This window comes from Paenibacillus montanisoli (genome assembly GCF_003268025.1).
In the GTDB taxonomy this organism is placed as follows: Bacteria; Bacillota; Bacilli; order Paenibacillales; family Paenibacillaceae; genus Paenibacillus_Z; species Paenibacillus_Z montanisoli.
Map to the genome: position 1 here is coordinate 815,601 of NZ_QLUW01000001.1, position 19,121 is coordinate 834,721.

The 19,121-nt window shown below is 53.8% G+C and carries 16 protein-coding genes; 11 read left to right on the forward strand and 5 right to left on the reverse strand.

Translation table 11 applies throughout. From position 1 onward, the window contains the following. The first annotated feature begins 30 nt into the window (after positions 1-30). From fsa to DL346_RS03605, 8 genes are all read left to right on the forward strand, one after another. Positions 31-696: a fructose-6-phosphate aldolase gene (fsa, locus tag DL346_RS03570; protein ID WP_112880692.1), complete on the forward strand. Its 666-nt coding sequence runs from the start codon at positions 31-33 to the stop codon at positions 694-696. Between the two features lie 182 nt (positions 697-878). Further along, positions 879-1,436, forward strand: coding sequence for an Hcp family type VI secretion system effector (locus DL346_RS03575; protein ID WP_165822356.1), 558 nt, complete (start codon positions 879-881; stop codon positions 1,434-1,436). Between the two features lie 144 nt (positions 1,437-1,580). Continuing rightward, complete coding sequence (locus DL346_RS03580; RefSeq protein ID WP_165822357.1) at positions 1,581-3,074, forward strand: spore germination protein; 1,494 nt, start codon at positions 1,581-1,583, stop codon at positions 3,072-3,074. Continuing rightward, positions 3,071-4,156, forward strand: a complete 1,086-nt coding sequence (locus DL346_RS03585) for a GerAB/ArcD/ProY family transporter (RefSeq protein WP_165822358.1) — start codon at positions 3,071-3,073, stop codon at positions 4,154-4,156. The genes DL346_RS03580 and DL346_RS03585 overlap by 4 nt, the downstream gene beginning before the upstream one ends. Continuing rightward, positions 4,153-5,259 (forward strand): Ger(x)C family spore germination protein, encoded by a 1,107-nt coding sequence (locus tag DL346_RS03590; RefSeq protein WP_165822359.1) that lies wholly within the window; start codon positions 4,153-4,155, stop codon positions 5,257-5,259. The genes DL346_RS03585 and DL346_RS03590 overlap by 4 nt, the downstream gene beginning before the upstream one ends. 139 nt (positions 5,260-5,398) lie before the next feature. Next, complete coding sequence (locus DL346_RS03595) at positions 5,399-6,091, forward strand: response regulator transcription factor (protein WP_112880696.1); 693 nt, start codon at positions 5,399-5,401, stop codon at positions 6,089-6,091. Next, entirely contained in the window at positions 6,084-7,427 is a 1,344-nt protein-coding gene (locus DL346_RS03600) for a sensor histidine kinase (RefSeq protein ID WP_165822360.1), read from the forward strand. The genes DL346_RS03595 and DL346_RS03600 overlap by 8 nt, the downstream gene beginning before the upstream one ends. A gap of 49 nt (positions 7,428-7,476) precedes the next feature. After that, complete coding sequence (locus DL346_RS03605) at positions 7,477-8,229, forward strand: hypothetical protein (RefSeq protein WP_112880698.1); 753 nt, start codon at positions 7,477-7,479, stop codon at positions 8,227-8,229. Positions 8,230-8,468: 239 nt separating this feature from the next. On the opposite strand, the gene DL346_RS03610 is transcribed toward DL346_RS03605, so the two are convergent. Beyond that, positions 8,469-9,524, reverse strand: coding sequence for a LacI family DNA-binding transcriptional regulator (locus tag DL346_RS03610; protein WP_112880699.1), 1,056 nt, complete (start codon positions 9,522-9,524; stop codon positions 8,469-8,471). 332 nt (positions 9,525-9,856) lie between these two features. On the opposite strand from DL346_RS03610, the gene DL346_RS03615 reads away from it, so the two are divergent. Then, entirely contained in the window at positions 9,857-12,268 is a 2,412-nt protein-coding gene (locus tag DL346_RS03615; protein ID WP_165822361.1) for an alpha-L-rhamnosidase-related protein, read from the forward strand. A gap of 59 nt (positions 12,269-12,327) precedes the next feature. On the opposite strand, the gene DL346_RS03620 is transcribed toward DL346_RS03615, so the two are convergent. The 3 genes from DL346_RS03620 to DL346_RS03630 all read right to left on the reverse strand — a co-directional run bounded on the left by DL346_RS03620 (position 12,328) and on the right by DL346_RS03630 (position 15,677). After that, complete coding sequence (locus tag DL346_RS03620) at positions 12,328-13,299, reverse strand: sensor histidine kinase (RefSeq protein WP_112880701.1); 972 nt, start codon at positions 13,297-13,299, stop codon at positions 12,328-12,330. 232 nt (positions 13,300-13,531) lie between these two features. Further along, a complete protein-coding gene (locus DL346_RS03625) occupies positions 13,532-14,674 on the reverse strand; it encodes a sensor histidine kinase (RefSeq protein ID WP_112880702.1) in 1,143 nt (380 codons plus the stop codon). A gap of 130 nt (positions 14,675-14,804) precedes the next feature. Next, a complete protein-coding gene (locus DL346_RS03630) occupies positions 14,805-15,677 on the reverse strand; it encodes an AraC family transcriptional regulator (protein WP_112880703.1) in 873 nt (290 codons plus the stop codon). 123 nt (positions 15,678-15,800) lie between these two features. Here DL346_RS03630 and DL346_RS03635 point away from each other — a divergent pair, with 123 nt between their 5' ends. Continuing rightward, positions 15,801-17,786: a beta-galactosidase trimerization domain-containing protein gene (locus DL346_RS03635; RefSeq protein ID WP_112880704.1), complete on the forward strand. Its 1,986-nt coding sequence runs from the start codon at positions 15,801-15,803 to the stop codon at positions 17,784-17,786. A 151-nt stretch (positions 17,787-17,937) separates the two neighbouring features. Next, positions 17,938-18,771, forward strand: a complete 834-nt coding sequence (locus DL346_RS03640; RefSeq protein ID WP_112880705.1) for a sugar phosphate isomerase/epimerase family protein — start codon at positions 17,938-17,940, stop codon at positions 18,769-18,771. 70 nt (positions 18,772-18,841) lie between these two features. Here the strand turns inward: DL346_RS03640 and DL346_RS03645 are convergent, their stop codons facing one another. Next, positions 18,842-19,060, reverse strand: a complete 219-nt coding sequence (locus tag DL346_RS03645; protein ID WP_112880706.1) for a hypothetical protein — start codon at positions 19,058-19,060, stop codon at positions 18,842-18,844. Positions 19,061-19,121 lie beyond the last annotated feature (61 nt).

The window sequence follows — 19,121 nt, forward strand, 5'->3', positions numbered from 1 at the left end:
TCATTCATTTCGATTCGGAGGTTGAGAGCGATGAAGTTTTTTATCGATACGGCAAACCTGGAGGACATCAAGAAGGCTTACAAGATCGGCATTCTGTCCGGCGTCACGACAAACCCATCCTTAGTGGCCAAGGAGGGCGTGAAATTCGAGGACCGCATTGCCGAGATTCTGCGCGCGGTGCCTGAAGTGGAATCCGTATCCGCCGAAGTGACTCCCGACGCGGTAACAGCCGAAGAGATGATCGCGCAAGCGGATGAGCTGATCAAGATCAACAATTACGACAAAAACATTACGATTAAGCTCCCGATGACGATCGCAGGCCTGGAAGCATGCCGCTACCTGGCGAATAAAGGCGTGAAGACGAACGTGACGCTGATCTTCACCGTCAATCAGGCTCTCTTGGCCGCCCGCGCAGGCGCTTCCTATGTTTCGCCTTTCCTGGGACGCTTGGACGATATTTCCGAAGACGGCGTGCAGTTGGTCGCGAAGGTTGCGGAGCTGTTCCGGATCCATCGTCTGGACGCGCAGATCATCGCGGCGTCCGTCCGCCATCCGGATCATGTCACGCGCGTCGCCATGGCCGGCGCGCATATCGCTACGGTTCCTTGGTCGGTGATCGAGCAAATTTCCAAGCATCCGCTGACCGATCAAGGGATCGACAAATTCGCGGCCGACTGGAAAAAAGCAGCGAAATAATAGTTGCCCTTGATGGGTGCAACACATTCCAAAAGAGGAAGTCCCGAACCTAATGGCACGGGACTTCCTCTTTTTTTCATGCGCAAGTAGGATATCGTTCGGACTATATACAAGCGCAATCCGCGGCGATATACTATGCTTGCGATACGAATTGTATCTAATTTCCAGAAGGAGTGATCTTCTTGAAGAAGCTTCTTACGGCTATTTTGCTCGCCTGTTTACTGGCCCTGACCTTAAGTATCGTTCCGGCGAATGCAGCTGCGGCTGCGGCGAACAAAGGTAAAATTTTGCTGCAGCTCGATGGAATTAACGGGGAATCCACGCTCAAGGGGTATGAGCGCTGGATCGAACTTACCGGCTCCTCCTTCTCGATCGTCAATCAAGGCACAGCTGCTCCCGGAGCTGGGAACGGAAGCGGCAAAGCGACGCTGTCGGACATTTATTTTACGAAAGCGACGGATGCTTCTTCGATTCCGATCATGATGAACTCGCTGAATGGGGTTCATATCCCGAAAGGCAAGCTGGTTTATCTCCGTACGGTGGCAGATGGGAAGCAAGTGCCTTACATGACGATATCGCTGGAAGACATCGTGATCAGCAGCTACTCCTTCAATGATACGAACGAATCGGTCTCGCTGCGCTTTAACAAGATCAAGTGGACCTTCTGGGCGACCGATGCCAAAGGCAAGTCCGTTCCGATCACGGGCGGCTGGGATTTGAAGCAAAACAAGGCTGCATAAGCAAGCATCATGAAACGAGCTGGACATGAACGGACAGGGGCTGCGGCTTCTGTCCTTTTTGCCATGCCATAAATTTCATGCTCATCCATAAATACGCGTCATTCTGCACATAATATCGGCAAAACATCAGCGGGTGGTGATCGCGTGTACCGCATCAAGAAAGGAAGTTATGAACCAGGCAAGCAGGATCAAGCCGAGGAATTGGCTGTCGGAACGATCGAGCAGCGGATCTCCCAGATTCAAACCTATTTCTCCAACACGGAAGATCTAATCGTACAGAAGTTTGATAATCAGATCTGTTCGATCGTATATGTCGAGTCTCTCGTGAAGCATGAATCCCTTCAAGCCTATTTTATGACGCCGATGCTGGAATCCGGCGACCGTGCGCTAGAGCAGCTCGTGCGCTCAACCACGGCGAAGCTGACGAACATCTATCAAATCGGCAAATGTATGCTGGAAGGCTGCTGCGTCCTTTTAACGGAAAACGAGCAAGCCGCTATTATCATACGTGTCCCGCAATCGTACGAACGTTCGATCCAGGAGCCCAAAGACGAGCAAGTGATTAAGGGGCCGCATGACGGCTTCATCGAGAACCCGGTCACGAATCTGTATTTGCTCCGAAAGCGGTTGAGAAATCCCAAGCTGAAGGTGAAGTACTTCACCATGGGCAAGTTGACGAATACGAAAGTGACGATGGTCTATATGGATCAGATCGCGCTGCCCAAGCTTGTAGCGGAGGCGGAGAAGAGGCTTTCATCCGTCGATTCGGACTACTTGTATTCCGTGGGCAATATCAATGAATTGCTTGAGGAGCATCCGATGTCGCTCTTTCCGCAGACCCTGCAGACAGAGCGGCCGGATCGGGCGGTATCGTACTTAATGGAGGGCAAAATCATCATTTTCGTGGCAGGCAATCCGAGAGCGCTGATTCTTCCCATCACGTTCTTCGCCTTCTATCAATCGCCGGACGATTACAACACCCGCTGGATTATCGGATCGTTCTACAGAATTATCCGGCTGATCAGCTTTGTGATCGCGATCTGCTTGCCGGCAATCTACATCGCGATCGTTACGTACCATTCGGAGGTGCTGCCGATCGGCATCCTCTACTCCGTCAAAGTTTCGCTAACGTATGTTCCGCTGCCGCCTCTCCTCGAGGCGCTTGTGATGCAGACGATTCTGGAACTGCTGAAAGAAGCGGCGATCCGGCTGCCCTCTCCAATTTCCCAAACCATCGGCATTGTAGGGGGGCTAGTCATCGGGACAGCCGTCGTAGAAGCACAGTTGGTATCGCATACGATGATTGTCGTCATCGGTTTGACGGCCATCGCCTCATTCGCTACGCCGATCAACGAGTTTGGGACGAGCCTGCGGGTGCTCGGCTTCCCGATCATGCTGGCGGCCTCGGCGTTCGGCTTCTTCGGCATCGCCATTATGCTGATGCTGGTCTTTATCCACCTGTGCAAGATCGAAACGTTGGGAATCCCCTATTTTGCTCCGTTCGGTCCGTTTGAAGGCAAAGAGAGCATCAAAGATATTTTTCTGCGGCTGCCATTATGGATGGTCACGCGTACTTCGCGAGATAAGGGGCAAGGCGGCACCAAACACTCATTGTTCGGAAGGTGGAAGCGTCCTTGAACAGTACGATCGACAGAACCCAGTTGCTATTCCTGATCATCAAGACGCAAATCGGAATCGGTCTATTGTCGCTGCCGGCTGAGATTCAAAGCTCGGCTAAAAGCGACTCTTGGATATCGGTTCTAGTTGCAGGCACAGTCATTCAGTTCATCCTTCTCGTCTATTGGCTGCTCCTCCGGAAATTCCCCAATGACAATTTAAGCGCTATTACGGTACGCATGCTTGGCCCCTATATAGGGAGAGCGATAAATGCCGTTTATTATGCGTTCTTCGTTTTCATCGCCGCGTATGCGAGCACGCTGTACGTCGAGCTCGTCAAAAATTGGATGCTTCCGCTTACGCCGGGGTGGATTCTGCTGCTGCTCATCATCGGGACGAGCCTTTACTTGGCCTACGATAACCTGCGCGTCATTGCGAGGTTCTTCGTTCTCTCGTCGGCGCTGTTCATCGTGCTGATAATGATTAGTATTTTGACCTTCTCCAATAACGTACATGTGTCGAACATTATGCCGATCGGCCAAACCGGCGTGCTGCAGATCTTGAACGGAAGCGAGAAAACGTTCTTCTCCATGCTGGGCTTTGAAGTGACGCTGTTCTATTTCTCGCAGGTTCAAGGCAATCGGAAGGGCATGTTCAAGGTTATTTCGTTGGCCAATCTCTTTGTGACCTTGTTCTATACTTACTTCGTCTTTATCTGCTTAATCGGGTTTAGCCCGGATGCGCTGGGGCATATGAACGAGCCGGTTCTGTATATTCTGAAAGGGCTGTCCTATCAGCTGTTCGACCGGATCGACCTGATCTTCCTGACGATCTGGATCATCCCGATGACGGTTACGATCGTATCGTATTTATGCGTAGCCGGCAAAAGCTTAACGACAAGCCAGTCTGCCTATCAAAAGCTGGTGCTCTTCAGCGGTGCGGCGGTTTTCGCAATCGGGTGGTATCTTTCGAAATTGGAAAGTTTGGAACCGTTTAATAAATGGCTGGAAAAAGCCTACTTCATTATGATCGCGGCGGTACCTTTACTGCTGTGGTTAGGGTCTTTCCTGACAACTGCCGGCGCGAAGGCGGAGTCGACATGAAGAGGGGGATTAAATTTGCGGCTTGTTTGAGCTTATTGCCGATGCTTCTGACAGGCTGCTGGGATATCCAGAATTTAACGAACAAGAAGCTGGTGAACGGGCTCAGCTTGGACTTAGTAGGAAATGATCAAATGATGGGGACGATCCGAACGATCGTTCTGGAGAGTAAGGGCGGCGGCCAGTTCGATGCGAAAGACGAGGTGATAAAGGCGGTCGGCGCTTCAGTCTATCTCATTGGCTATAAAATAGATAACATGCTGCCCGGCACCTTGGAAGCGAGCAAGACGCATGTCGTTATAATCGGGGAAGAGCTTGCGAAGAAAGGCGTCATGGCTCCGCTCGAGCCGTTTTACCGCAATCCGAAGTTTTTTCTGAAAGCGGATCTCATCATCAGCAAGGGAATGGCTTCCGAGGTGTTGTCCTTCAATAAAATCGATAACAGCCCGGTGGCCTTCGGCATCAAGCAAATCCTCCACAGTGCGGCACGCAAAACCGTAGTTCCTAAGCAGACGTTATATTCGCTCTGGAGCGAGGTCTCGACACAGGGCGAGGATGCAATCGTGCCGATGATTCGCAAGGTGAACGAGACAGCGTTGACCGTTGACGGCATTTGCTTGTTCGACGGAGATCGCTATTCAGGCGTAACGCTTGAGCGGGCGGACAGCACGATCTTGCTGCTCATGGACGGCACGCTGAATGCCCAAGCGACGATGAATATTCCGATTGAACAGGGAATGAGTACGATTCTTGTGCGGAAATTAAAGCGATCGATCCATGTGACCGCGAATGGATCTACGGGAAAGATTGAATGCTCGGTTCATGTTGACCTCTACGGGGCGATCGCAAGCTTGCCGAGCAGGATGGATCGTGAAATCGACCGTAAACAAGTGAACCAAGAAATGGCCGATTGGCTGAATAAGGAATCATCCGTCGTGACGGCCAAATTGCGTCAAGCGAATTGCGATGCGCTCGGCATCGGCAGAAGGTTGAGAGTGAAGTATCCGGAGCTATGGAGAAGCATGGACCGGGAGCAAAAGTATCAGAATGTCGTGATCAAGCCGAGCTTTACGGTTCATATCAACAGCACGGGAGTGTTGAACTGAGCTTTGCTATGCTTAATCCAGCGCCTTGACGGGATGCCGGGTTAAGCTTTTTTGGTGTGAGCGAATTTGCTTTTTTCAGCCTCCTTTCATCTTTTGCAGGTATAATCGCTTAATTACGACAAAAATGGAGGAGTAGACGTTGCGCATTCTATTGGCGGAAGATGACGAGACGCTTGGGGAGTTGACGGAGCACCAGCTTCGGCGGCGGTATCATGTCGTAGATTGGCTGAAGGACGGCCGAGAAGCGCGGGATGCGATGGGCCCGGGCCGCTATGACGCCTATGTGCTGGATTGGATGCTTCCCGGCGCTACGGGCATGGAGCTGATTCGGAACGCGAGGAGACTGGACGACCACACGCCGATCTTGCTGCTTACCGCGCGGGATGCGGTGCAGGATCGGGTGGAAGGCCTGCATGCGGGCGCGGACGATTATATGATCAAGCCGTTTGCTTTCGAAGAGCTGGAAGCGCGCCTGCTGGCTTTATTCCGGCGGCAAGAGCGAGCCATACAGTCCGAGACGCTTCAGGTCGGGGAGCTGGCCGTCCATTTGAACCGTCACGAGGTAACGCGCGGCGGTCAGCCGATTACGCTGACAAGGCGCGAATTTCAACTGCTTGCCTGCCTGGTGCGGCATGCCGGGCATTTGCTCTCGCGCGAGCAGCTGCTGGACCAGGTGTGGGGAGTCGGCGCTGAAGTCACGCTGAATACGGTGGATGCGACCGTCAAGCTGCTGCGCAAAAAAGTGGACGGGCCTCATCCGATCAAATACATTCATAGCATTTATGGCGCAGGCTACCGCCTGTCGCCGGCCGGCGGTGAGGAGCATGTTTAAACGGACGCAGGCTGCGCTGACGCGCCGGTTTTCCATGACGATCGGCATCATTTTGGCGCTTACGGTTTTGTTTGCGCTTTGGATGGTGCAGCACATGATCACCTCTTCTCAGAACAGCCAGCTACTGTCGATCACCAAGCAGTATGCCTCGGAGCTGAAGGGCTTGATAGACTCCCCCAAATGGGAGCTGTTGTACCAGGAGATGGGTAACCGTAATAAAATTAGCGCATCCTTCGCTCCGAGCGGGCTGCAATTGAACCAAATGGCTTGGCTGGTCAGCCCCGAAGGGGAGATTCTGCTCCAATCGTCCGGCAAGGACAGAGAAGTGATCCCGGATTTTCCGCTGATGCCCCTGCTTCCAAGCTTGCTTGGCAAGCCGGATAACACGTATGACAACGTGAATGCCGGCGATCGATCATTCCGGATCGGCGGCATGGCGATGAATGGCGCGTCCGCGGGCGAAGTTTACCGCATCATCGTCGCGCAGGAGGTCACAAGCGACGTCGCCTTATTGGCTCAATTACGTTGGGCGTTCATCGGCTTTGCCGCCGCCATGTTGATCTTAGGCGCCGCTGCCGGCTATGTGCTGGCCGGTCGTGCCATGGTTCCGATCGTGCAAGCCTATCGGCGGCAGGAGCAATTCACGGCGGATGCGTCCCATGAGCTGCGTACGCCGCTAAGCATTTTGCGCTCTTCCGTTGAAGTGCTGAACGAGCAGAGGGAAGCGCTGCCTGCTTTTCACCGGAAGGTGCTGGCCAAAACCGGCAAGGAGATCCATCATTTGATACGCTTAGTCGATAACCTGCTTACATTGGCACGGAGCGATAACGGCCGGATCGAGCTGATGAAGACAACCTTTTCGCTTCGGAATACGGTTAGGCAGGTTCTGGAGCAGCTGGAGCCTCTGGCCCAAAGCAGAGGGATACGAGTCAGGTGGAGCGCCGGATCCGATGAAGTATTCGTCTTTGGCGATGAAGTGCGGATCAGGCAGCTTGTCTTCATCCTCGCGGAAAATGCGATGCAGTACAACCGGGAAGGCGGAACGGTCACGATCGACTTCGCCGCCAGATCGAACGAAACTTCATTTATCGTTAACGATACCGGCATCGGCATATCGAAAGCGCATCTGAACGGCATTTTCGAACGGTTCTACCGGCTCGATCAAGCGCGCACGCGCCGCTCGGAAGGCACGGGCTTGGGACTTGCCATCGCAAAGCAGATCGTGCTTGCTCATCAGGGCAAGCTTCGCGTCGAAAGCGAGGAAGGGACAGGGACAACCTTTTATGTCACGCTGCCGATCGTTTCAGAGTCGTTTCAGAATGTGCCGTTACAATGAATTTGACCGCAAGAAGGCGGAATCTCAATGAAGGAGGTGTTGAAGTGATATGAAGAGGATGGGCTGGAAGTTAACCGCGGCAGCCATTGCGCTCGCCGTTGCCATTCCGGTGTCGGCGTACGCGGCGGACGGCTACGGCAGCAAGAAGCCGAGACAAACGGATATCGCCGCCGCTAAGGCCGGCAAGCTCGAGTTGGCCAAGAAGGAGAAGGCGGCAGGCAAAGAAGCCGGCTTTGACCCTTACAGGCTGGCGGAGCAGCTGGGGCTGGACAAAACAGCAATCGAGCAGGCCATGAAGGCGGGCAAATCGCTTGATGACATTGCAAGAGAGAGAGGCATCGAGGTGCAGCCGCTGATCGACCGGTTGGCCGCGGATTTGCTTGCCGCGATTAATGTGAAGCTGAGTTCGGAGCAGCTGACGGATGAAGAGAAGGCGAATATCCAGAAGAAGGTCAGCTTGGAAGCGCAGCGCATCTATACCACGCCGCTTGCAGAGCAGATGTCCAAAGGGAATCAATTGGAGCTGAACATGAAAGCGGTTCTCGATCTGCTCGGACTTGAGAAGCCCGAATTCGGCGAGCTGATGGACGCCGGCAAATCGATTAGCGCCATTGCGGCAGAGCGCGGGATTACGCGCGAGCAGCTCCTTGACGTCATCTCAGCCGATCTTGACCGGCAGGCCCAGTCGCTCATCGAGAGCAAACAATTGACGCAAGCGGATGTAGACAAAATGAAGCAGGTTGCGCTCAAGAAGATCGAAAGCTTTATAGACGGGGCGTCTACGGCAGAGAAGAAAAGATAGCGGGGCTTAACGACAAGTCCGGACTCATGAACTCCAGGCGTTATGAAGCGGTTGAATGGTGGGCATTTGGCTGCAATAACGCGTCCTTGGTTCGTGAGTTCCGGCATCCTCTTGGAGACTTATGCCATGCAAACAAGCTTAATCCGCCGCCCCGATCGGGCGGACTGGGTTAAGCTTGTTTTTGTGCCTCTAAATAATAAGTGCCGAGAGTCCAGAGGACATCATCGGCACGTTTGAAGCTAATTTTGTTTGCGCCCGCCGACATGGAGAATGGATGCGACGATAGCGTCATAATCAGTCTCCTGCAAGCCGTCTTTATAGCCGCAGGATTGACGGACGACCAGCTGCGTCGGCAGGATGATCTCGTTCTCATGCTTGCGCGCATTGAATACGAGCTGGGTGGCGATTGCCCCCATCTCGTATTTGGAATGGCTGATCGTCGTCAGCGCCGGCCGGATAATCGGCGAGATGTTGATATTGTCGAAGCCGACGATCGCAACATCCTCAGGCACCCGAATGCCGCTTTCGTGCAAGGCGCGAATGGCGCCGATCGCCATCTCGTCATTAGCCGCGAATATCGCGTCCGGCAGCTGTTTGCTGGCAATCATCAGCTTTACGGCTTGATAGCCTCCGGCTTCCACAAATCGGCCGAACATGCTGATTTTATTGGGTATGGGCAAATTGTGCTCCATAAGCGCGCGTTTGTAGCCGTCAAAACGGAGCGAATTGTCGAAAGCAACTGTAGGTCCGCTCAGAAATTCGATCTTGCTCCGGCCAAGCTTGATTAAGTGGGATACGGCATCATAGGCGCCTTGCTCATTGGTAATGAGAACATTGTGCACATAATCGCCTCTAAGCGCACGGTCAAGCACGACGATCGGAAAGGATTCCGATGCAACCTGAAGGATCAGACTGTCGCTGATCGCCGTTCCCATGATAATGGCGCCGTCGACGAATTGCTCCCGAAGGAAACGATGCGCAGAGCTGTTCTCTCCGCCGTAAGTGCTGCAGACGATTAAGTTATACCCGTTTGAAGCAACGACTTCCTGAACGCCTTCAATGACCTGGCTGTAGAACGGACCGCCGAGATCATTCAAGAAGAGGCCGATCGTTTCGCTTTTGCGTTTCTTTAAATTGCGCGCAGCGCCGCTTGGCCGAAAGCACAGCTCTTCGGCAGCCCGAAGCACTTTTCGCTTGGTCTCTTCGCTAATCTTCGTTGAGTTGTTCAATGCGTAAGAGACGGTCGAAACGGCGACTCCGGCCAGCTTCGCTACATCTTTTATTGTAGCAGACACATGTTACCCTCCCAGGAACAATCGCAAACTTATATCCAAATAGATAGATAAAGACGAATCATTTATTGCTGTCAATTATAAACGATCTGATGGCTTGTGTGCGGACGATCTATGCAAATTCTTTAATAATCAAACCTAAAACTTTAATTATTTCAAAAAGGTTGGAAAACAGTGTGTGTATAGTTAGCTTTATACAACCATTTATTAGCAAATTGCGCCTAAATATTCCCAAGCCTATAAATCTGGCATTTATTTCATTATACTAGAGTAGACAGCTAAAGACTAGCTTACAGGACGGAATGCATCTAATCAGCGTTTACGAGGAGGCCGACATGGAAGAGAATCGCAAATGGCAGGCTAAATGGATTTGGCCGCATCACCCGGGTCATGGTCCAAGCACACGGGTGAATGAACCGCAAATTGCCTATTTTCGCCGCAGCTTTACGGTATCCGATCCAAAGGACGCCCGTCTGACCGTAAGGGTTTCCGCTGACAGCCGCTACAGGCTCTGGTTAAACGGGGAGCCGGTTTCGAGCGGTCCGCTGAAAGGCGACATGAACACGCATTACTACGAGGTCATCGAGGTCACGGACAAGCTGAAGGCCGGCGAAAATATTTGGGCTGCCCAAGTGATCTACTATGCAGGCCGAACGGGTCCGGCATCGGTATGGCGTTCGGATATGGGCGCTTTTCTGCTGGACGGTCAGCTGATGGACACCGGCGGGCGGCTGCTTGAGGAGCTCAGCACGGACAGCCGTTGGCGGGCTTTGCGTCTCGGTGCGGAAGCATTCTTGTTCGAGAAAGAAACCTTCACGCTGTTCATAGGCGGCGGAGAACGCGTGAATGGCGGCATGCTGCCGATCGGTTTTGCAAGAAAGGATTTCGATGAACGGAATTGGACGAATGCGGAGATCGTCAGCCAAGTGCTTGACCCGATGTTTGGGCAATTGACCCGTTGGCAGCTGACCGAGAGAAGCATTCCGCCGATGAGGGAGACCGTCCGGCCCTTTACAAGAATAATGCAAGGACAGTGCGGGGCGCGGACGTGGGGGACAGGCGAATCTCCGGACAGCTTGATCGGCATGGAGCTGGCTCCGGGCGAGAAGCTGACGGTGGAGCTCGATACGTCGCGGATGACGAGCGGTTATCCCAGGGTCTCCTTTTACGGAGGCAAAGGAGCGCAGGCTGCCATTCTTTATGCCGAGTGCTATGAGTTCCCGCAGACCGGCAGAGGCCATGCACGGAACAAAGGGGTTCGCGACGAAATGGAAGGCAAGGCGTTGGTTGGCTTTGAAGATTATTATACGCTAGCGGGCGCGGGCGACTCTGGAGCGGCTATCCCTGAGAGCTATGAGCCGATTCACCGCAGAGGGTTCCGTTTTATCAGGGTGACGGTGCAAGCCGGGGACGAACCGGTCACACTGGCCGGAATCGACTATCGCCAAAGCGGCTATCCTCTGCAGGAACTTGCTGATTTCGACGGCTCGGACCCGACGTTCCGTCCGCTGTGGGAGATCAGTTTGAACACGCTGAGAGGCTGCATGCATGAAACGTACGAGGATACCCCATATTACGAGCAGATGCAATATGAGCTGGACAGCCGTCTGCAGGCACTGTTTACCTATACCGTCAGCGGCGATGACAGGCTCGGACGCAAAACGATCCGCGATTTCCACAGTTCGCTTCTGCCGAGCGGGATACTGCAAAGCCGCTATCCATCCGTCGACAGACAAGTGATACCTGGGTTCGCTTTATTTTGGCTCATGATGGTTTATGACCATTACAAGCATTTTGGAGATGCGTCGCTGGTCAAAGCTTACCGGCCTTCAATGGATGCCGTGCTCGGCTGGTTCGAGAACCGCAGAGAGGATAGCGGTCTTGTCGGGCAAATGCCGGATAGCTTCTGGTCGTTCGTCGACTGGACGGAAGCCTGGAAGGATAATGCAGGCGCGCCGCACGCCGCTCGTAAAGGTCCGATGACGGTATACAATCTGATGTATGCCGATGCGCTCGTGAAGGCGGCCGAGCTGAACGAATGGACCGGACGCAAGGAAACGGGAGCGGAGTACCGGGAACGGGCCGCTTCAATTCGGGATGCCGTGCGCCGCAGCTGTTGGTCGGAAACGCGGGGATTGTTCCGTGACGGTCCGAATGCGGAGGCCTACAGCCAGCATGCGCAGATGTGGGCCGTGCTGACGGGAACGGTGCAGGGAAGCGAAGCGAAGGAGCTGACCGAGCGGATGCTCGGCGATGCGGAGCTCGCGAAGATTTCGACGGCCATGTCCTACTATCTGTTCCGTACGCTTGCGTTAACGGGACTATATGAGAAGACGTTCAAGCTATGGGATGCATGGCGCGCGCAGGTCGATTTGCATCTAACCGCTTGGGTAGAGGACCCCGTTTCGGAACGAAGCGACTGCCACGCGTGGGGCGCGCTCCCGCTCTATGAATTCCCGGCGGAGCTGCTTGGCATTAAGCCGCTTAAACCTGGCTTCGCCGAAATCGGCATCGAGCCGATGCTTGGACCGCTTACCTGGGCGAAGGGGCGCGCTTCGACGCCTCAAGGTTTAGTGTACGTCCATTGGCGATGGGAAGACAGCCGGTTTACGATTGAGATCGATGCACCGGCCGGTGTACCCGTTACGGTTACGTTGCCGAATTGCGAGAACCGGGCTTTGCCAGAGGCGAGAGGGATTAAGCTCTCATGGGAAGCGGCGCTGTCATCGGGTACGAAGAACAGCTGATCAAACAGAAGCCTCCGGAACCGTGTAAACTGCGGTGCCGGAGGCTTTATTTATGCAGGCTAGGTTAGGTTCGCGGCCGGTGGTGCAGGGAAACGAAGCGTAAACGTCGTTTCCCTGCTGTTCGTTTCGAACGTGATGTTCCCGTCGTTCCGTTCCACAATCTGCTTGCAGATGGCTAGCCCAAGACCGGTCCCTTCAGCTTTGCCCGTAACGAACGGATCAAATAGGCTGGTTTGAATGACAGACGGGATTTCGGGCCCGGTGTTGCTGATGCGCACATAGACATGGCCGCCGTCAGCAAACGCCCGAATGGTAATCAACCGCTGGCGGCCACCCGAGTCACGCAGTGCGTCTATCGCATTATTAATCAAGTTGGAGAACACTTGGATTAGGGCGATTTTCTGGATATGGGCTTGCAGGCCGTCCTCCACATGTGCCAAGAGCTCGATGTTCTCATTGAGCAGCAGAGGATTGACAAGGAGCAGTGTTTTCTCAATCAAGCAGTTGATCGCTGTCAACTCGGGCGTTTCATCGGCGATAGGCTTGCGGGAGAAGCTGAGGAAGCCGGTAATTTGCATTTCGATGTTGCGGAACTCGTTGTCGATAATATCCAGATACTTCTCGATCGATTGGAGCTCGTTGGGCGAGAGCACTTTGCGGATAAGTACGATAAACCCTTTGATGGATGTTAGGGGGTTGCGGATTTCATGCGCCATGCTGGAGGCCATTTTGCCGATCAGGTTCAGCTTGTCCGCATGCATATCCTCGATCAGTTTATCCTGCTGCTCGATTCTTCCGCGCGCTTGATCGTAGAAATACCCGAGATCATTCAAGAAGAGGCCGATCGTTTCGCTTTTGCGTTTCTTTATATTGCGCGCAGTTTCGCTAGGCCGAAAGCTGAGCTCTTCGGCAGCCTGATGCACCCTCCGCTTGGTCCCTTCGCTAATCTTCGCTGAGTTGTTTAATGCGCCAGAGTCGGTCGGAACGGCGAGTCCGGCCGGCTTCGCTGCATTTTTGATTGTAGCAGACACATGCTACCCTCCCAGGAACATTCGCTAATTTATATCAAATAGATAGATAAAAAGACGAACTTTTATTTTGGTTGTCACTTATTATAAACGATCTGATGAGTTGTGTGCGGATGATCGATACAAGTTCTTGAATAATTAAACCATAAAACTTAAATTTTTCCGGAAATGGTTGGGGGGATAAAACAGAAGCCTCCGGAACCGTGTAAGCTGCGGTGCCGGAGGCTTTAAGTGTTTATGTAGGCTGAGCTAGGTTCGCGGCCGGTGGTGCAGGGAATCGAAGCGTAAACGTCGTTTCCCTGTTGTTCGTTTCGAACGTGATGTCCCCGTCGTTCCGTTCCACAATCTGCTTGCAGATGGCAAGCCCTAGGCCGGTGCCTTCAGCTTTGCCCGTAACGAACGGATCAAATAGGCTGGCTTGAATGACAGCCGGGATTTCGGGGCCGGTGTTGCTAATGCGCACATAGATATGGTCGCCGTCAGCAATCGCCCGAATGGTAATCAACCGCTGGCGGCCATCCGATTCGCGCAGCGCGTCGATCGCATTATTCATCAAGTTGGAGAACACTTGGATAAGGGCGATTTTCTGGATATGGGCTTGCAGATCTTCCTCCACATGCGCGGAGAACTCGATGTTCTCATTGAGCAGCAGCGGATTGACGAGGAGCATTGTCTTCTCGATCAAAGCGTTGATCGGCGTCAACTCGGGCGTTTCATCGGCGATAGGCTTACGCGAGAAGCTGAGAAAGCCGGTAATTTGCATTTCGATGTTGCGGAACTCGTTGTCGATAATATCCAAATACTTCTCGATCGTTTGGAGCGCGACGGGCGGAAGCATTTTGCGGATGAGTACGAAAAACCCTTTGATGGACGTTAAGGGGTTGCGGATTTCATGCGCCATGCTGGAGGCCATTTTGCCGATCAGGTTCAGCTTGTCCGCATGCATATCTTCGATCAGTTTATCCTGCTGCTCGATTTTTCCGCGCGCATGGTCGAAGAAATAGGAATATACAACCGTTTGGAACTGATCGATTCTGTAGACGACATCCGCGATCACGGACACCAATTCAGCGCGTTCCGCCTGAAAATCAGCGACGCTCTCAAAGAAAGCTTCCCTGAAGTATAACGAGCTTTGTAAAATATGTTCAATCGGCACTCGCTTTGCAAACAGGTGATCACACCACTTTTTATAGTCGTTAAACACCTCATGCTGCTCGATAGGTATATGTATGTCCGCGATTAGAATCACATAACGGGCGCACTGCTGACGAAGTTTCTCGGGATTGTAATATCCCGGAAAGGCATTCTCCATCCTTCTGATCCAGCTGTCGATTATGCAGCACGTGTGCGTTTCGAAGAATCGGATGATATCGCTCATGAATTCGCTCCAATGGTTTCTAATTCAACATGATATTAAGGCTATGTTTATTATTATTATTTAATCATGAATGCGCCGATTGCATCAATAGAATTAAATTCCATCTATTAGGGGTATTGTTTTACTCCCATTAGCTCAAGCCCTGTCTGGACCTGCGATAATCGCCAGGCGTCTGGCCGGCCGTCTCCCGGAACATGCGGATAAAATAATTATAGTCTTCGATGCCGATCGACTCCGCCACAACCGGAACGGGCAGCTCGCTCGCGGCCAGCAGCCTCTTGGCTTCCTCTACCTTCAAATGGCGGATATATTGAACCGGCGTTTTGCCGGTATGCTTCTTCAGGCAGCGGGACAGATACTCCGGGTTGAAATGAAACTCCTCCTCCAGAGACTCGGAGCGGAACGGCTCCTTCACGAATCGGGCCAAAAACGCCTCGAGCTTCCGGCTTAGCATTAGCGAGCGCGAGGCTTTCGTCGATTGTACGGTCAGCTGCTGCAGCTGTTCCAGCAAGCGGACGAGCAGTCCGTGCAGCCTGGTGGCGTTTTCCAAATTCAGCTTGCGCTGGATGTCCAGCATGTCGCGCAGAATCGGCAGCAGCGGCTTGGGGTCGACATTCGCCCACTTCGGCAGGAACATGAGCTGCCGGCGCGGCAGGAAGTCGGCGTCGGTGCCCGGCTCCAGAATCGAGGTCCACGGGATTTGCTGGCCTGCAATCGGGGCAGCCTGCAGCGGATGATAGAAGTGGACCCAGTAGATTTCCGAATCCTCCGTGCAGGGCCGATGGCCTACATGGGTGCGGCCGGGCTCCAGCAGCAGCAGATCTCCGGCTCCGATCGTATACGGCACCTGATCCTCCGTAATATAAATGGTTCCCTTCACGACGAGCAGCAGATCGTACATCGGGAAACTCCGCTCGAAATGCTGATTGCCCGGCCGCCAGACGGAATGGCCGACGGTGACGAATTGAGGCAAGGGCGGGATCGGAAGCTGCAAGCAGTCCATAAAGGCAGGTTCACTCCTGATTAGATCGATTTTGTGCTATAACAAGTCTATTCGATCTCTATCCGCATGCGCAATTCCTATGTAATAGTGTAGGAGATGAATGTTGAAAATAGGAGGAAACGTATGCGGTTCAGACAGGTCCATCTAGATTTTCATACGTCGGAAGCAATTCCCGGCATCGGCAGCCGGTTCTCCAAGGAACAATTTCAAGCGATGCTCCGCAAGGGGCATGTCGATTCCGTTACGGTCTTCTCGAAATGCCATCACGGCTGGGCCTACCATCCTTCGGAGGCAAACGAGCAGCATCCTGGCCTCGATTTTGACCTGCTTGGCGCGATGATTGATGCTGCGCATGAAATCGGCGTAAAGACGCCGGTCTATATTTCGGCCGGCCTTGACGAGAAGCTGGCTAGGCGCCATCCGGAATGGCTGTATCGGGATAAGGAGGAGCGTACAAGCTGGGCGAAAAACTTCATGCAGCCCGGCTATCATGAGTTTTGCATGAATACTCCGTATCTAGGCGTGCTGCTGAAGCAAATCGAGGAGGTCGTGCGCAATTACGATGCGGACGGCATCTTTCTCGATATCGTAGGCGTCCGTCAATGCTACTGCCAATACTGCGTAGCCGCGCTTCGCAGCGAAGGAAAGGATCCGCGGAGCGAAAAGGATGTGCTGGCGCTTGGCGAGCGGACCTACGCCCATTACGGCAGGGCGGTGAAAGAGCTGATCCACGGCATTAAACCGGACATGCCGATCTTCCACAACGGCGGCCATATCCGCCGCGGCCGGCGAGACTTGGCGCAGATGAACACGCATCTGGAGCTGGAATCGCTGCCTACGGGCGGGTGGGGATATGACCATTTTCCGCTGTCGGCCCGTTATTCCCAGACGCTTGGATTGCCGTTTCTCGGCATGACCGGCAAATTCCATACTTCATGGGGAGAGTTCGGCGGTTACAAACATCCGAATGCGCTGCGGTACGAGACTGCGCTCAGCATCGCAAACGGCGCGCGCTGCTCCATCGGCGACCAGCTTCATCCGGACGGCTTGATGGACGAAGCCACCTATGAGCTGATCGGGCAAGCTTACCGCGAAGTGGAAGAGAAGGAGCCTTGGTGCGCGGGTGCGGTTGGCGTTTCCGATGTGGCGCTTCTGTCGCTCGAGGCGGCAGGCGTGCATAATACGACAGGCCAGGCCGATTTCACGGGCCATTCCGATGCCGGGGCCGTTCGGATATTGCTGGAAGGCAAGATCCTGTTTGACGTGATCGATTTAGAAGCCGATTTCTCCCGTTATAAAGTGATTATATTGCCGGACGAGGTGCTGCTTGGGGACGCGCTGGCCGCTAGCTTGAAAAGCTATATCGCAGGCGGCGGCAAGGTGCTGGCTTCCGGACGGTCCGGCTTGATGAAGGACGGAAGCGGCTTTGGCCTTGATTTCGGCGTGGAATGGCTGGGCGAAAACCCTTACCAGCCGGATTATTTCCGGCCGGGTTTCGAGCTGAACAGCCTTGGCGGCGCCGCATTCATCTGTTACGGCAAGGGCCAGCGGATCGGCCTGCAAGGCGGGACAGCGCTGGGAAGACGGGAAGATCCTTATTTTAACCGGGATGTCTTCACGTTCTGTTCTCATCAGCATACGCCAAGCTCGCGCCAAGACGGCGGACCTGGCATGGCGGAAGGACCGGACGGCATCTATATCGCATGGAACGTGTTCGAGGATTACGGCACGAAGGGCAGCTTGATGTTGAAGGAGACGGTGCTCCACGCCTTGAACCGGCTGCTCGGCAGCGGCAAAACGCTTGAAACCTCGCTTCCGGCACAAGGCATTGTGACGCTGCAGAAGCAGCCGGCGGAAGGCCGTTATATCAACCATCTGCTATACGCTTCGCCGGTGAAGCGCGGTAACGGCATTGAAGTCATCGAGGATATATTGCCGGTGTACGATACGAAGGTGACGCTTCAATTGAAGGAAGAAGCGACGGCGGTTTATCTGGCTCCGCAGCGGACGGAAATCCCGTTTGCCCAGCAGGACGGCAAGCTAACCTATTCGCTCGAACGGCTCGATGGCCACCAGATGGTGATTATCGAAGTTGCGACCATGAATTAAGCATGGCTGCGACGGATGACAGCAGCGGGAACAGGCCGGCGGGCCTGTCCCTGCTGCTTTTTTTCATTTTCTGCGGGACGAGGGAAGGAATTCGCTTTGCGTGAAAGAAATAGATGCTTCAGGTAAAAAATGCAGAAGGGAATGAATCCGCATGAGGCTCGGAGGTCCGATCATCGCTAGTGAAACGCCGGATCCGCAGAGATGGGTCGCGGCGCACGCTGAGCGCGGCTATACGGCCGCTTATTTTCCGGATATTGAGGCTTCGTCGCATATCGAAGACTATGTTCGCGCTGCCGCCGGCGCTGACCTTCTCATAGCCGAGGTCGGCGCGTGGAGCAATCCGCTTAGCCGGGATTCAGAGGTTAGGGAGCAGGCGATTCGCTACTGCAAGAAGAAGCTGGAAACGGCGGAGCTTGCCGGGGCGCTGTGCTGCGTGAATATCGCCGGCTCGCGGGGCGAGCAGTGGGACGGTCACGATCCGGCTAATTTGACGAAAGATACCTTTGAGATGATCGTCGAAACCGTGCGCGACATTATCGATCATGTGAAGCCGGAACGCACCCGCTATACGCTGGAAATGATGCCTTGGATGTATCCGGACACCGTCGATAGCTATCTCCAGCTCATTCGCGCGATTGACCGCAAGGCTTTCGCTGTCCATCTAGATCCGGTCAATATTGTGACGAGTCCGCAGCTCTTCTACAGGAACGGAGCGCTCATCGAGGAATGCTTCGCTAAGCTCGGCCCTTATATTCGAAGCTGTCATGCCAAAGATATCGTGCTTGGCTCATCCATGGTTGTTCACTTGGATGAAACGCGTCCGGGACTTGGCAAGCTGGATTATGCGCAGTATTTGCGCCAGCTGGCGAAGCTGGACCGCGATGTGCCGCTCATGCTGGAGCATCTGGACAGCGAGGAGGAGTACCGGCAGGCCGCTAGCTATATCCGTTCCATCGCAGATGAGATTGGGGTGCGCTTCGGATGAGCTATAGGCACCGGAATTTGAGGCTTGTCCTATACTAGAGAGCTTGCCTGCGCTGATGTCCGTTACGATGTCAGCGCTTCTTTGATTTCGGCTTGGCGCCATTCTTCTTTCTTTTCTTCCGATTGGCGGACACCGGTTCATCGACAACGACGTCTTCGCCGTCGATTTCTTCTTCCGCTTCCTGCTCGGCCTCGTCATCATCTCCGATGATCGGCAGAATATCGGCGTTGCCGAACAGAATGGTGCCATTGTTGCGAATAATAATGACTTTCCCGATCCAGCAAGCCATCCCGATGTTCCGCCTCCTCCGATCCATACTGCTGGTCTATGATATGTAGGGTTCAGCCGGC